Origin of the sequence: Rickettsia hoogstraalii (assembly GCF_000825685.1) — a bacterium.
GTDB classification, from domain to species: domain Bacteria; phylum Pseudomonadota; class Alphaproteobacteria; order Rickettsiales; family Rickettsiaceae; genus Rickettsia; species Rickettsia hoogstraalii.
This window is the reverse complement of sequence record NZ_CCXM01000001.1, coordinates 109,245-121,507: the sequence shown is the minus strand read 5'-3', so window position 1 is coordinate 121,507 and position 12,263 is coordinate 109,245. Positions and strand designations below refer to the sequence as shown.

Sequence of the window (12,263 nt, the reverse complement as noted above, 5' to 3'; positions counted from 1 at the left end):
TAAGAAAAAGGCAAGTATCATAACTTCCCTTATGAAGCAAAGAAAGTTATGATATTTAAGATTTGAAGACTTAATCTAAATCAAGATCAGCCTGTAAAGTATCGCCTAAAGAATCGACTTCATGGTTGTTTAAATTACTTCCGGTAATTTCAAAATTTTCACTTCTAGAAAAGTTTTCTTCATACCATTTTATATATGTTTCTGTTGCTGTTTTTAATGGATTTAATGGTTCTCCACCAAACATAGAGCCTAATACTTGTAATGGATTACTTGTTCCTTCTGTTATTACTTTACAATATTCATATTTTAGCTTTATCTAATATAGGTAGTAAATCTTCTATAAATTCTGCTAAATTTTGAAACTCATCTGACTCTATAAATAAAGACTTACTTACAAAATTCAGAGAAGCGTAATGACTACCTAATGATTTCGTAAGATTTCCTACTATGATGAGAAGTTCTTGTTTAATAAAGTTTATTTAAAGCTTGATCTATTATTTCTTCATCTTCGGTTTCTAAGGCTCTATTTATATATTCTTCACTGATTACTATTTTGTAATTTTTTATTAACTTATTGATTTCATTAATACTTTCTTTAACATTAAACTCTACTCTATTAGAGCTAGCGGTATTTGAACTAGTAGAAGGTTGTTCACCTAATTCTGCATTATTTAATATTGAACCGGCATGATTTTGCCATGCTTGATAATTTCCCGGTGTTGAAGTTGCTTTATTAGCAAGGGTAGTTGCTTGATTAAATAAAACATTCCAATGATCAGAATTAGGATTATTTAAATCCAATTCTTGCGGCATTCCTGGCGGTGGAGTGAAATCGTTATGAGAAATATTTGATTCTTCTTCAAGAGATTCATCTTCAAATAACTCTTCTGTAGGCTCTATAGTAGCCCAACATACTGTTAATGTTTCAAGCTCATCATTAACAAATTCCTGATGTTTTTCAGCTGCATATTTTACGTTTTGGTTACTTTTATAATTACTCGGAATAGCATATAAACCATATTCTCCTTTATTTGCTTCTTCTAATATAAGATTAAATATTTCTGATTTAATTTTATAGTTACTTGAGCGAATATTTTTTCATAATTTGACCTTTTTATAATTATTGGTTAAATTTGTATTTAAAAAACCATAAAATATGGTATCTCTTAATTTTTATAAATACATAATACATTATTTTATTAATATATGTCAATAAAAAACCACGAAACATGGTATTCTGTTTAAAAATGCTTTAAATTGGTAATTGACTAATTAAATAAAAATGTTTATTATTAGTCCAAATTAAATGTAATTAAGTATATTTTATGAAAGTCGTTAGCTCATTAAAATCACTAAAAAAACGTGATAAAGATTGTCAAATCGTTAAAAGAAGAGGCAAAATTTTTGTGATAAATAAAAAGAATAAAAGATTTAAAGCAAAACAAGGTTAATTGTTTCTAGATAGAATATGGCCGGTCACTCAAAGTTTAAAAATATTCAGCATCGTAAAGGGGCTCAAGATAAAAAAAGAGCAAAAGTTTTCACTAAATTAATTCGTGAAATAGTTACTGCAGTTAAAACCGGTTCTTCTAATATCCCTGAAAATAACCCGCGTCTTAGAAACGCTTTAACCGCCGCACGCAGTCAAAATCTCCCAAAAGAAAGAATAGACAAAGCTATTAATAGTGCTGACGATGCTAATACCGAAAATTATACGGAAATTAGATATGAAGGTTATGCACCGAATGGTATTGCTATAATAGTTGAAGCTTTAACCGATAATAAAAACCGCACTGCTGCCGAAGTGCGTTCCGGTTTTACCAAATACGGTGGCAGCTTAGGTGAAACAGGTAGCGTTAATTATTTATTCAAACATTGCGGAGTTATTCAGTATCCAACAAACATAGCATCGAATGAAGATATTTTCGAGGCAGCCATAGAAGCCGGAGGGGATGATATCGTATCTGATGAAATATTCCATACAATCTATACGAATATCGAAAATTTTTCTAAGGTTCTAGAATTTTTAACCGGCAAATACGGTATACCTGAAGACTTTTATATAGGCTGGATTCCGTTAAATACAATAATTATAGATGATAAGGAAAAAGCTGAAAAATTACTAAAGCTTGTGGAAATTTTAGAAGAAAGCGATGATGTGCAAAGAGTTTTCGGGAATTATGAATTATCTGATGATGTTTACGAAATAATACAAGGAGAACAATGACTTATAACAATGCAAATTATCAAATAATTATTTTAGCAGCCGGTAAAGGTATTAGAATGGAGTCCGATTTACTGAAAGTAATGCATAAAGTCGGTGGAGTTCCAATGCTTGAAACGGTATTAAAGAATTCGCTTAACGTCACAAATGATGTAATTATAGTTTATTCAGAAGAACTTAAAAAACATTTAACGCCCTATGAAAATATGTGTCGCTTTGTACTGCAAGAAGAACCTAAAGGCACAGCTCATGCTACTTATGCAGCAATAGATTTAATTGATAAAAATAAAACAATATTAGTTTTATACGGTGATCATCCTCTTATTACTCCAAAACTTATGCATGAATTAATAGATTACTTAAGCCTTACTAATTCTGCATTAGTTACTTTAAGCTTTGAGAGAGTAAATCCGGCTCAATATGGAAGAATAGCTACTGATAAAAATGGCGAATTCTTAGAGATAATCGAACATAAAAACGCAAGTGAAGAAGAGAAAAATATAAAACTTTGTAATTCAGGTATTATGGCTTTTAGTAGCGGAATTTTAAATAAATACTTACCTTTATTTGCTACTAATACTAACAGTAATAAGGAAGTTTATTTAACTGAAATAGTAAAAATATGTAAAAATCACGGTGAAAAAGTTTCATATTTATTATCTACTGATCATGATTTAATTGTTGGTGTTAATACTAAAAATGAGCTAGAAGAAGCTAATAATATTTTTTCTAAGAATAAGTCTTAGCGTTGCGGTATATGAATCGTTTTTATCGTCATTGCGAGAAGAATTACAAAGTAATTCGACGAAGCAATCTCAGGAGTTTGTTATTATTTCATGAGATTGCCACGCAGCCTATTATGGCTGCTCGCAATGACAATTCTTGAGTTATGCGGGCAACGTCTGGAGTAGCTCGCAAGGCATTGCCCGCGTGTATACCGATGTCATTCCTGCGGAAGCAGAAATCCAGTACTTTAAAGCTTTTTTGAAAACTTTATCTTAAAAAAAACGATATAATAAAAAATCTTTAAAATTAAGATTTTTTAGCCTGGAACCCCGCTTTCGCAGGGATGACATCGAGGTATTTTCAAAAACTGTCCGGTACTATAGGTCAAGCCACAAGATGACAGAGGTAAAATTGATCCACGCGGACAACGCCTACTCGCAATGACGATTAAGTATCCACGCAAATACCTTGCGAGAATGATATAGGAAACCATACAGGCAATGCTAAAAATTTTGGAGAGATGGCCGAGCGGTTTAAGGCGCACGCCTGGAAAGCGTGTTCACGGCAACGTGTCGGGGGTTCGAATCCCCCTCTCTCCGCCATAATAATATTTCTTTTGTTATTATGCATTAGCATCTTTTATAATTTTTATATTTATAAATCTATTTAATATATTATGGAAGAAAAACAAAAGTCTAAACCGACTCTTCGCACAAGAGCTAATAAAATTAAAGAGTTTAGGTGCAAGAACTTGATCGCCGTAATTGAGAACTCTGATAATATAAAAAATATTGGCACCATCATTCGAAATGTTAACGCACTTGGGATTGAAAAAGCTTATATTGTTACCAATCAAAAACTATTGCCTGATACATGGGAAGAAATGCGTACAGAACCAAAACTCAACGCTATATCTGTCTCTGCCATCAAATTTCGTAAAGATTTTCAAAGACACAAATAGCTGTATGGATCATTTGGATAAGGAAAGTTTTGTTTCGGTCATTACTTCTCCCCATATGAAAGGATACAAAAATGTAGTGCTTCATGAACACGATTACACTAAATACAAAAAGCTTGCAGTTTGGTTTGGAAACAAAAGAGTAGGAATTAGCAAAACTGCTGTCGAAAGAAGTAGCTTTTGTATTAACATTCCAATGTACGGAATTATTGAAAGTCTTAATTTGGGTACATCATCTGGCATTGTGCTATATGAGATCGCAAAACAACGACGCGAATTTCAGTTTAATCTAAAAAAGAAGGTCGCTACAAATAAGGTTAGCAAAGAAGTTTCCTAATTTAACTAAAGGAACATGTGCAGTTGCTGCTTCTGATTTAAAAAATTCTACGCTTTCTTTACTTAATGCAATAGTTACTTTTACTGACTCATCTTTTAATAATAACTCTTTCGGATGCGGTAAAAAATCTTTTACTATTTTTACTGCACCTATTTCCCCATCAGTGTATTTTATTCTCTTGCTCATAAATCCTTCTTACCTTTACGCCATTATCCTGCTCCAAAAATTCTTATATGATTATCTCAGAACGTAAAACGGGCGGACTGTTAATATTACCATCAATTTATAAAGTCTAAAAGCTTTTTAAAAAGCTTATCGTCTACTAATTACTACATATTGATAGTCTTTTAATTTCTATTTTTACTTTTATAATAAAAATAGTTGTATATTTATATTACTTTCTCTATTATAGCCGTGATTTTATAAGTTACAATTATATACCTAATAATCAATTAATTTATATTAAGTTATGGCTCATAAAGATTTATCACATTTAACAGAAGAACAAATCAAAGATTAAATAAAACGTTATTATAATTACGAAAAAATACCAGATTTATTAGAAGAATTTGAGATTAATGTATCTCCCAATAGTTTAGTTAGTTTATTTCCGTTTGTTACGCATCATAAATTATTCTGTAAATACTGCCAAGATACAAATTTAGTTATTAAGCTAAAGAGTAGAAATTATTATAGCTGTGTTTATGGAGAAACGAGTTTTGCTCTATTTTGTCCTATGTGTAATCATAAAAATAACTCTAGTTGTTCATGTGATAATTGTAAGAAAGCTATAAAACAGCAAAAACAAACTGAAGAAGAAGCAAAAAGACGTATTTTAATAGATACATTTTTGTATAAAAATATTAAAGCTCCGCCAATTGAAGAATTAACTCTAAAAGATGCTTTATATTTATTAAGTGTAGTAGAACATTCTGCTTCTGAAGATCTTGAATTTGTAAAGCCATATTTAAAGGGATATTCTGTACCGAGTTTAGCACCGGACGAAGATTTAAATGATCATATTGTAGGATATTTAGGTCGTAGAGGTTTTGTATTAATTAATCCTTTAACAAGCAGTCTTGATGCCTTCAAATTCAATCAAAAAAAAGAATTAATAAGCTATTATCCAAACAAAGTTTTATGGGATCTTTTGCCTAATATGGATATTGAAGAAAAAAAAGAATATTTAAATTCTGTTCGAAATATAGTTAAAGGCGAATGGTCTTCAGCATGGAAAAAAGAAGTCAGTGATATATGGCATCAAATTGCTGAATATGAATGTATAGAAAATTTTAAATATTTATTGAAAAAACATAAATTTTCCATAGATCAATATGGAGAGAAAGAAGCTTTAAAAGCTTTCAACATTTTATTACTATTTTTTTCAGTAGGACAAGTATTTAACTTATCATGGCAAGCAGTACGTGATGTACAATATTATATCTCATTGAAAGACGATGAATATGATGCCGATAACATCGTTAGTATAATTCTAAATAATATACATCAAAAAGTAAGTAAAGCACTTGAGGAGAAGTGGACAATAAAAAATTCTAAAATAGAGTATCGCCGTCTACAAAGTGCATTTAGCTCTACTTTTTTTGATTTGTTTTTAGGAATAAGGGATGAATATTTTGAGCGTATTATAATGGTATGGACCTACCCTATATACAGAATGAGAAGCAGAAGCTAATCTTCTAGGATAGGAAATGAATCCTAAACAACAATAAGGAGGTCCATATGGAAGTTACCACAATTGGTATAGATATTGCAAAAAGAATTTTTCAAATTCACGGTGTAGATAAAAATGGTAAGACAATATTAAAAAAAAAATTAATGAGAGAGCAGGTTATAACTTTTATGGCTAATTTACCAAGAAGATGTCTAGTAGGCATGGAAGCTTGCGGTGGTTCTAGCTATTGGGCAAGAGAATTAACAAAATTAGGTCATAATGTAAAACTAATGGCTCCACAATTTGTTAAGCCTTATGTTAAAACTAATAAAAATGATCAAGCTGATGCAGAAGCAATATGTGAGGCAGTAGCAAGACCTAATATGAGGTTTGTGCCTATCAAAACTGTAGAGCAACAAGATATTTTATTTATTCATAGGGTAAGACAGAGATTGGTAAAAAATCGTACAGCTCTTGTTAATGAGATCAGGGGATTATTACATGAATTTGGTTTTGTTATTCCGCAAGGAATCAATAAGATTATGACAAAATTAACCGAAATTTTAGATGAAGGGGATTTAAGTCAGCTAAGCTATCGAACGTTTAGTGAGTTAAAAGAAGAATTTCTAGAGAATGATAAAAAAATAAAAGAATTAAAACAAAGATTAAAAATTATAGCTAGCCAGTATAGTAATCACCAACGACTAATGACGATACCAGGTATAGGTTTAATAACTGCTACAGCCTTAATAGCGTCAATAGGTAATGCTAGTTGTTTTAAAAATGGCAGGCAATTATCAGCATGGCTAGGATTAGTGCCAAGGCAACATTCTAGTGGTGGCAAAGATAAGTTGCTTGGTATTAGTAAAAGAGGTGATATCTATTTACGCACTTTGTTGATTCAAGGAGCAAGAGCAGTACTGAATAGTAAGATAAGATTTACCACGGAAGAGCAAAAATCTAAAAAAGATTATAGCAAGTTTACCAAGTGGATGTTTAATTTATCTGAACGAAATGGGCATAATAAAACAACTGTTGCAGTAGCTAATAAACTAGCAAGAGTGGTGTTTGCAGTACACAGTTCAGGTAATGATTATACTGAGAGTAAAGTTTGTAGCTAAAGAATTGGTACAAATAGTTGACGAGATAATATTATAGGTAAGTAGAAATTTAATAGATTCTAATCCGGAATATGCGAAAGAATGATAATATTGATGGTAAATAAGACGAACCTTAGCTTACAAAAAAACTGAACTGGACAATGACTCTTTAGAAGTCGACAAAATGATAAGTAATATAGTTTGTAAGCCAGCGAATTCCATCAGGGCTATAGGGTAAATTTAAAGTGATTTATTAACTATAAGCCGGATACATGACTGCATTCGATTTTTTTGCTGTTACTGTTATATATTATTTCCAAAGATAGATATCAGTTATATGCTATTTGTAATTAGTATATATTTATGTTATAAAGTTACTTAAATATAATAGACTTCTTGCAAAATTAACTTCTATGGGTAATTTGTACGTCAATCCGGTACTCGCATCCTCACGTATGTCTATATACGCTGCGGTGCTGTGTTCCGTGTATCCTTCAAATTTCTCCCTATAAGTTTAATTTTACAAGAAGTTTAATGAGTTATTTATAGGAATTAATAAGAATTTTATAATTATGAATACTAAACAAAAAGAACAAGCACTTAGCTGTTTTGATGTAGCAAATTAGCCGACAATGGACTTACCTATTAAGATTTCAGGTGTGTAATGTTTTGTTATTTGTGCTGAAGTTTGTAGTATTCCGATTTCTTTCCCAAAATCAGCCCAAACTTTAAAAGCCGGTTTTTTAGCTCTTGGAAACTCTTCTACTTTGGTGATTGTACCGGAACGTAACTCCACTTGTTCAAATTCTTCATATGTTTATTATCTTTTTTTAGTTATCTCTTTTGCTTCTTTCCAAAGTTTCAGCATAAATTCTACGGATTGTCCTTGCAGATTCGGCAAATTATGCTTTTCAGTAAGCATTTTTATTGCTTTCATACGTTTCTCAAATTTCTCATTTGTTTTGCTAAGTGTTTCCTCAACATCAAACCCTGAAAAAATACACAACGAAATTGCCGTATGGAGCAAATCCCCTATTTCTTCCTGCACTCTTTCCGGTGGTTCGTCATCATCAATAGCTTCTTTTATCTCTCTACATTCATCTATAGCCTGCTCTAAAATCATCTCATGATTTGGCCAATCAAAGCCATAGCCCTGTGCGTCTTTCTCAAGCAGAATTAAAGTTTGCAGAGGATTTTTATTATTTAAATCTTTAACCATATAAACCATATTCCACTTATAGTTTTGTGGCTTTAGATTAAATAAAGGTTTAAAACCGCAAGCTTCATAAAATTTATAAGTTTTAAAATAATTCTCATCTGCTTCTTTTAAAGCAAGCGTCTCAATAGTTAAAGTTTCTGCTTTCTTTTCTTGTGCATAGATGCTTGCTACCTCAATAAGCTTTTTGCCAAGTCCCAAATTTTGATAATCTCGTAAAATAGCCATCCAATAAATATTTCCATTACTAAGATATGGAAATTCTAAACTTAGTAAGCCTACATATTTTTCTTCTATTTTTATTGCAAAATTGGTACGAGAACGAATCCCTCTAAAGTATATTGCTCATTACATTCAGGTAAACCGAAATACTCAGGTAAATCAGCTGTAAGCTTGCGGCATAAATCTTCAGCAAGTTCCAGCGGTATTTTTTCTATTTTCATACTCTACAATATTTTCCCTAAATCTATATAATTTTTCTGTACCGAAACATCGCTAAATTTCATATCAATATATCCTAATTTACGATAAAAAGATTCAGCATTTAATCTTGCATGCATTTTTAGTATTTTGATATTTCTTTGTTTTAACCATTTCTCTAGAAGTTTCATTGTATATTTACCGAATCCTTGGTTTTGATAAGGCTTATCTACTGCAAGTGACCTTAGTGCCGATTCATTTTCATTTAAAAATTCTATATGAGCAGTTGCAACGATTTTAACTCCTTTATATAGCACAAAATGATAATGATTTTTTGCCGTTATAGTTGGATGGTTAGAATCATATTTTACGTTTATTGTATCAAAGATTTGCTCAGTTCGTATACGATGATATTCTTCCCACTCGTTATAATGCGTGCAATGCATAAGTCTAATGGAGTTAGCGATTAAGTTCATAAAATATATTTGTTCAACCATTAACTATAATATATATTGAAGTTAAAATTTAAAATAATTTTATGAAAATATTTAATAGTTATCGTGATTCAATTTTTATCAAAGATCATGTTAAATCAAAGCATATTATAGCAGGCGATTATTCTTATTATTCAGGTTATTATCACGGCACTACATTTGATGATTGCGTTATGTACTTAGATGCAGAGGATAATCGTTATAAGCTCGATGAAATTGATAAGCTTATTATCGGTAAATTTTGCTCAATTGCTACCGGCGTTAAATTTATGATGGGTGGAACGCAAGGACATAATTATAATTGGATAGCATCTTACCCCCTTGATTCTTTTGACGAAGATTTTGACAATTATGAAACTATCCCGCCTAAAGCTTATAGACTTAAAGGTGATACTGTTCTTGGTAATGATGTTTGGATAGGTGCTGAAAGTATGATTATGCCGGGGGTTAAAATTGCCGATGGTGCGATAGTAGGAGCAAGAAGTTTAGTAATAAAAAATATCGGAGCTTATGAAATTTGGGGCGGTAATCCTGCCAAATTAATTAAAAAACGTTTTTCCGATAATGATATAGCAAAATTATTACAGATTAAATGGTGGGATTGGAACGACGATAAGATAAAGCAAAATTTATCATTGTTACGTGACTCAAATGTAGAGGCTTTATGGAAGAAATTTAAGACGGATTTATAACAAATTTTAATTCATACGATCTAATAAAGATTGTTTATTATGTTGAAAAACAGGATCATCAGGTTTTAATTCAATAGCTTTATTATATGCTTCAAGAGCTAGTTTATACAGACCTGTATTAGCTAATAAAAGTCCTTTATTGTAATATACTTTTGAGTTTTGAGAATCTGAGTCAATCGCTTTATTAAAAGATTCCAAAGCTAATACACTTTTACCTAATTTTTGCAACACAACTCCTTTATTATTATATATTTCTGAATTATTATGGTCTAATGCGGTAGCTTTATTATATGCTTCTAGGGCTAATTCATTTTCACCTAATCTTTCCAATAAAAGTCCCTTGTCATTATATACAATTGAATAATTAGGGTTTAGTTCAATTACTTTATTAAAAGCTTTAAGAGCTAATTCGTTTTTACCCAATCTTTCTAATATAACTCCTTTAAGATAAAACATATTTGGAATATCAGGTTTCAGTTCAAGAGTTTTATCAACAGCTTCAAGTGCCTGCTCATATTTACCTAATTCCTTTAATGCAATTCCTTTGTTGTAATATGCACCTATACTATTAGGATTTAATTCAATTGCTTTGTTAGAAGCTTCAGGAGCTTGTTTATATTCACCTAGCTTTATAATACACCTCCTTTATTAACATACGTTTCTGAATCATTGGGATTTAATTCAATAGCTTTATTGTATGCCTCAAGAGCTTGCTCATATTTACCTATCTTATAAAGACGTACCCCTTCATTATAATAATTGTCAGCTTTGTTATTTAATGCCGAAACTGTACTAGCTTGGCAAATAATTAATAATAGGCTAAAAAATAAATAATATTTTTTCATAATTATTTCTCTATTTTGATATAAAAATATAGTAATAAAAAACTATTTACAATTGATTATAAGATAATTTTATGCTATTTAAGCAATAATTTATAATATATGTAGATTTTAAGATTTTTTTCACTCCTCAAATTAAAAACAATGAAACTTTTAAAAATTCTACTCTTAAGCTTAATATGTTTATCTTATAACTGTTTTGCTGAAATCATTCCTACTAATGACTTTAAAGTAATAGAGGAGTATGTGAACAAAGCTGACAAAGATACATTAGTTATTTTTGATGTAGATGACGTGTTAATGATGCCAACGGATGAATTTGCTTTTAATGCTCCGATTAGAAAAGAACTAACACAAAAACTAAAAGAGCGATATTCAAAAGATGAACTTACATATTTATATAGCTGCGTTTTTGAAAGGCGGACAGTTCAGCCGATTAATTCAAATATGAAAGGATTAATCAAAAACTTAGAACAACGAAATATTCCGGCAATTGCTTTAAGTGGGTGGTGGACAGGAAAGTACTGTAAAATAGCCGAAATGGAAAATCTTAGGTTTATCGGTTTAAAACAAGTGGATATTTCCTTTATTGCTACCTCACCCTTTAAAGAAGATATGATTTTTCCAGAACTTAAAAATAAAATCGGTATCCCTATGTTAAAATCAGGGGTTATTTTAACGGCCCTTGCAGATAAAGGTTTGGTACTTTTTACATTTTAAAAAGATTATTTTTATTGATGATGATTTAGAATATCTTAAATCGGTTGAAAAAATTTGCCTCGAGCTAAATATTGATTTTCAAGGCATTCATTACGGAGCTGCTAAAATAGCCCCCTTACCTATTCTTGATAAAGAAAAAGAACAATTACGTTATGAGATACTCGAAAAAGAACATATTTGGCTTTTAGATAAAGAGCTAGAAGAAAGATTTAGAAGTAAGTAAACTACATTAATTTAAGTTGATTATATTAAAAATTTATGATTTAATTGATTAAAATAATTAAAATAATCATTTTATGGAACAATTAAACGCAACTGAAGCAAAACGTGAATTTGGTGAACTACTTATTAAAGCTCAGTCAGAGCCGATAAGTATTATTAAAAACGGTAAGCCTATAGCAGTAATTATTTCTAATAAAGAATTTAGTGAACTTGAAGCCTTTAAAGATCAAATATTAAAAATGGCTATTGCAGAAGGAGTGGACGATTTAAGAAAGGGGAAAACTCATTCATATAAAAGTGTTTTTGATAGTATAAATAGAAAGATTAATGGTTAAATGTGATTTTACCGATAGTGCCAAACGTGACATCGAAGACATTGCGGATTATAGTTTAAAGAATTGGGGAAGACAACAAACTCTAAAATATTTAGATGAAATATATAGAAAAACGCTTGATCTAAGTATTAATCCTAATATAGGCGTGTTACGTTCTGATATATACCCAAATTTACTTAGCTTTCCTATAAGAAAACATATTATTTATTATATAAAACAAGAAAAAGGTATAATGGTTATAAGAGCACTACATACTCACATGCATCCTAGAATACGCAATTTTCCAGTGCCAAAATTGAAATAAT

Annotated in this window: 20 protein-coding genes, 1 tRNA gene and 2 pseudogenes; 13 read left to right on the top strand and 10 right to left on the bottom strand. The window is 30.6% G+C overall.

The features are described from left to right. Positions 1-70: 70 nt before the first annotated feature. Both BN1174_RS00690 and BN1174_RS11225 read right to left on the bottom strand, forming a co-directional pair. On the bottom strand, positions 71-244 hold the full coding sequence (locus tag BN1174_RS00690) for a hypothetical protein (protein WP_231555704.1): 174 nt from the start codon (positions 242-244) through the stop codon (positions 71-73). 221 nt (positions 245-465) lie between these two features. After that, on the bottom strand, positions 466-813 hold the full coding sequence (locus BN1174_RS11225) for a hypothetical protein (RefSeq protein WP_231555703.1): 348 nt from the start codon (positions 811-813) through the stop codon (positions 466-468). Between the two features lie 512 nt (positions 814-1,325). Between BN1174_RS11225 and ykgO the strand changes: the two genes are divergently transcribed. The 7 genes from ykgO to BN1174_RS12865 all read left to right on the top strand — a co-directional run bounded on the left by ykgO (position 1,326) and on the right by BN1174_RS12865 (position 4,245). Beyond that, positions 1,326-1,451, top strand: a complete 126-nt coding sequence (gene ykgO, locus BN1174_RS00680) for a type B 50S ribosomal protein L36 (RefSeq protein ID WP_004998227.1) — start codon at positions 1,326-1,328, stop codon at positions 1,449-1,451. Between the two features lie 17 nt (positions 1,452-1,468). Next, entirely contained in the window at positions 1,469-2,227 is a 759-nt protein-coding gene (locus tag BN1174_RS00675) for a YebC/PmpR family DNA-binding transcriptional regulator (RefSeq protein WP_040255750.1), read from the top strand. After that, a complete protein-coding gene (locus BN1174_RS00670; RefSeq protein ID WP_040255748.1) occupies positions 2,224-2,970 on the top strand; it encodes a sugar phosphate nucleotidyltransferase in 747 nt (248 codons plus the stop codon). Before BN1174_RS00675 ends, BN1174_RS00670 begins: the two co-directional genes overlap by 4 nt. Before the next feature lie 11 nt (positions 2,971-2,981). Then, the gene (locus BN1174_RS12150) at positions 2,982-3,110 is read left to right on the top strand and encodes a hypothetical protein (RefSeq protein ID WP_269378682.1); all 129 of its coding nucleotides are present in this window, start codon (positions 2,982-2,984) and stop codon (positions 3,108-3,110) included. A 354-nt stretch (positions 3,111-3,464) separates the two neighbouring features. Beyond that, positions 3,465-3,552, top strand: a tRNA-Ser gene (locus BN1174_RS00665). Between the two features lie 74 nt (positions 3,553-3,626). Then, the gene (locus BN1174_RS10505) at positions 3,627-3,911 is read left to right on the top strand and encodes an RNA methyltransferase (protein ID WP_197062018.1); all 285 of its coding nucleotides are present in this window, start codon (positions 3,627-3,629) and stop codon (positions 3,909-3,911) included. A gap of 4 nt (positions 3,912-3,915) precedes the next feature. Further along, positions 3,916-4,245: a TrmH family RNA methyltransferase gene (locus BN1174_RS12865; RefSeq protein ID WP_197062017.1), complete on the top strand. Its 330-nt coding sequence runs from the start codon at positions 3,916-3,918 to the stop codon at positions 4,243-4,245. On the opposite strand, the gene BN1174_RS00655 is transcribed toward BN1174_RS12865, so the two are convergent. Beyond that, on the bottom strand, positions 4,198-4,431 hold the full coding sequence (locus BN1174_RS00655; protein ID WP_040255746.1) for a hypothetical protein: 234 nt from the start codon (positions 4,429-4,431) through the stop codon (positions 4,198-4,200). The genes BN1174_RS12865 and BN1174_RS00655 overlap by 48 nt on opposite strands. A gap of 550 nt (positions 4,432-4,981) precedes the next feature. Between BN1174_RS00655 and BN1174_RS11220 the strand changes: the two genes are divergently transcribed. Both BN1174_RS11220 and BN1174_RS00635 read left to right on the top strand, forming a co-directional pair. Beyond that, positions 4,982-5,938 carry a hypothetical protein gene (locus BN1174_RS11220; RefSeq protein ID WP_231555702.1) on the top strand — a complete coding sequence of 319 codons (957 nt, stop codon included), beginning with the start codon at positions 4,982-4,984 and terminating at the stop codon, positions 5,936-5,938. Positions 5,939-5,985: 47 nt separating this feature from the next. Beyond that, positions 5,986-7,038: an IS110 family RNA-guided transposase gene (locus BN1174_RS00635; RefSeq protein ID WP_040255744.1), complete on the top strand. Its 1,053-nt coding sequence runs from the start codon at positions 5,986-5,988 to the stop codon at positions 7,036-7,038. 601 nt (positions 7,039-7,639) lie between these two features. Here BN1174_RS00635 and BN1174_RS00630 read toward each other — a convergent pair. The 5 genes and pseudogenes from BN1174_RS00630 to BN1174_RS00615 form a co-directional block, all read right to left on the bottom strand. Further along, entirely contained in the window at positions 7,640-7,813 is a 174-nt protein-coding gene (locus BN1174_RS00630; RefSeq protein WP_040257777.1) for a tRNA-binding protein, read from the bottom strand. 24 nt (positions 7,814-7,837) lie between these two features. Beyond that, positions 7,838-8,140, bottom strand: a complete 303-nt coding sequence (locus BN1174_RS12510) for a MazG nucleotide pyrophosphohydrolase domain-containing protein (RefSeq protein WP_045813118.1) — start codon at positions 8,138-8,140, stop codon at positions 7,838-7,840. Between the two features lie 201 nt (positions 8,141-8,341). Next, positions 8,342-8,530 (bottom strand): annotated as a pseudogene (locus BN1174_RS12505) (GNAT family N-acetyltransferase); the annotation flags it as partial. A 2-nt stretch (positions 8,531-8,532) separates the two neighbouring features. Next, on the bottom strand, positions 8,533-8,676 hold the full coding sequence (locus BN1174_RS09470; RefSeq protein ID WP_156138412.1) for a hypothetical protein: 144 nt from the start codon (positions 8,674-8,676) through the stop codon (positions 8,533-8,535). 3 nt (positions 8,677-8,679) lie between these two features. After that, positions 8,680-9,099: a GNAT family N-acetyltransferase gene (locus BN1174_RS00615; protein ID WP_040257774.1), complete on the bottom strand. Its 420-nt coding sequence runs from the start codon at positions 9,097-9,099 to the stop codon at positions 8,680-8,682. A gap of 92 nt (positions 9,100-9,191) precedes the next feature. Between BN1174_RS00615 and BN1174_RS00610 the strand changes: the two genes are divergently transcribed. Further along, positions 9,192-9,839, top strand: a complete 648-nt coding sequence (locus BN1174_RS00610; RefSeq protein ID WP_040255742.1) for a CatB-related O-acetyltransferase — start codon at positions 9,192-9,194, stop codon at positions 9,837-9,839. Positions 9,840-9,845: 6 nt separating this feature from the next. Here the strand turns inward: BN1174_RS00610 and BN1174_RS00605 are convergent, their stop codons facing one another. Together BN1174_RS00605 and BN1174_RS00600 are read right to left on the bottom strand one after the other, a co-directional pair. Next, complete coding sequence (locus tag BN1174_RS00605; RefSeq protein ID WP_408005880.1) at positions 9,846-10,472, bottom strand: tetratricopeptide repeat protein; 627 nt, start codon at positions 10,470-10,472, stop codon at positions 9,846-9,848. Beyond that, positions 10,469-10,684 carry a tetratricopeptide repeat protein gene (locus BN1174_RS00600; RefSeq protein ID WP_040255740.1) on the bottom strand — a complete coding sequence of 72 codons (216 nt, stop codon included), beginning with the start codon at positions 10,682-10,684 and terminating at the stop codon, positions 10,469-10,471. Before BN1174_RS00600 ends, BN1174_RS00605 begins: the two co-directional genes overlap by 4 nt. Before the next feature lie 141 nt (positions 10,685-10,825). Between BN1174_RS00600 and BN1174_RS00595 the strand changes: the two are divergent. From BN1174_RS00595 to BN1174_RS00585, 3 genes and pseudogenes are all read left to right on the top strand, one after another. Then, a pseudogene (locus tag BN1174_RS00595) lies at positions 10,826-11,624 on the top strand (DUF2608 domain-containing protein). A 73-nt stretch (positions 11,625-11,697) separates the two neighbouring features. Further along, positions 11,698-11,958: a type II toxin-antitoxin system Phd/YefM family antitoxin gene (locus tag BN1174_RS00590; RefSeq protein WP_040255738.1), complete on the top strand. Its 261-nt coding sequence runs from the start codon at positions 11,698-11,700 to the stop codon at positions 11,956-11,958. Beyond that, on the top strand, positions 11,951-12,262 hold the full coding sequence (locus BN1174_RS00585; RefSeq protein WP_052454703.1) for a type II toxin-antitoxin system RelE/ParE family toxin: 312 nt from the start codon (positions 11,951-11,953) through the stop codon (positions 12,260-12,262). The genes BN1174_RS00590 and BN1174_RS00585 overlap by 8 nt, the downstream gene beginning before the upstream one ends. The last annotated feature ends 1 nt before the right edge of the window (position 12,263 follow it).

Bases quoted from the DNA above. Each gene is read 5' to 3' on its own strand.
- BN1174_RS12865 (WP_197062017.1), top strand. From the start codon at position 3,916: ATGGATCATTTGGATAAGGAAAGTTTTGTTTCGGTCATTACTTCTCCC.
- BN1174_RS12150 (WP_269378682.1), top strand. From the start codon at position 2,982: ATGAATCGTTTTTATCGTCATTGCGAGAAGAATTACAAAGTAATTCGA.
- BN1174_RS00615 (WP_040257774.1), bottom strand. From the start codon at position 9,099: ATGCATTGCACGCATTATAACGAGTGGGAAGAATATCATCGTATACGA.
- BN1174_RS00610 (WP_040255742.1), top strand. From the start codon at position 9,192: ATGAAAATATTTAATAGTTATCGTGATTCAATTTTTATCAAAGATCAT.
- BN1174_RS00690 (WP_231555704.1), bottom strand. From the start codon at position 244: ATGTTTGGTGGAGAACCATTAAATCCATTAAAAACAGCAACAGAAACA.
- BN1174_RS00670 (WP_040255748.1), top strand. From the start codon at position 2,224: ATGACTTATAACAATGCAAATTATCAAATAATTATTTTAGCAGCCGGT.
- BN1174_RS00585 (WP_052454703.1), top strand. From the start codon at position 11,951: ATGGTTAAATGTGATTTTACCGATAGTGCCAAACGTGACATCGAAGAC.
- BN1174_RS00600 (WP_040255740.1), bottom strand. From the start codon at position 10,684: ATGAAAAAATATTATTTATTTTTTAGCCTATTATTAATTATTTGCCAA.
- BN1174_RS10505 (WP_197062018.1), top strand. From the start codon at position 3,627: ATGGAAGAAAAACAAAAGTCTAAACCGACTCTTCGCACAAGAGCTAAT.
- BN1174_RS11225 (WP_231555703.1), bottom strand. From the start codon at position 813: ATGCCGCAAGAATTGGATTTAAATAATCCTAATTCTGATCATTGGAAT.
- BN1174_RS09470 (WP_156138412.1), bottom strand. From the start codon at position 8,676: ATGAAAATAGAAAAAATACCGCTGGAACTTGCTGAAGATTTATGCCGC.
- BN1174_RS00675 (WP_040255750.1), top strand. From the start codon at position 1,469: ATGGCCGGTCACTCAAAGTTTAAAAATATTCAGCATCGTAAAGGGGCT.
- ykgO (WP_004998227.1), top strand. From the start codon at position 1,326: ATGAAAGTCGTTAGCTCATTAAAATCACTAAAAAAACGTGATAAAGAT.
- BN1174_RS00590 (WP_040255738.1), top strand. From the start codon at position 11,698: ATGGAACAATTAAACGCAACTGAAGCAAAACGTGAATTTGGTGAACTA.
- BN1174_RS00635 (WP_040255744.1), top strand. From the start codon at position 5,986: ATGGAAGTTACCACAATTGGTATAGATATTGCAAAAAGAATTTTTCAA.
- BN1174_RS11220 (WP_231555702.1), top strand. From the start codon at position 4,982: ATGTGTAATCATAAAAATAACTCTAGTTGTTCATGTGATAATTGTAAG.
- BN1174_RS12510 (WP_045813118.1), bottom strand. From the start codon at position 8,140: ATGATTTTAGAGCAGGCTATAGATGAATGTAGAGAGATAAAAGAAGCT.
- BN1174_RS00655 (WP_040255746.1), bottom strand. From the start codon at position 4,431: ATGAGCAAGAGAATAAAATACACTGATGGGGAAATAGGTGCAGTAAAA.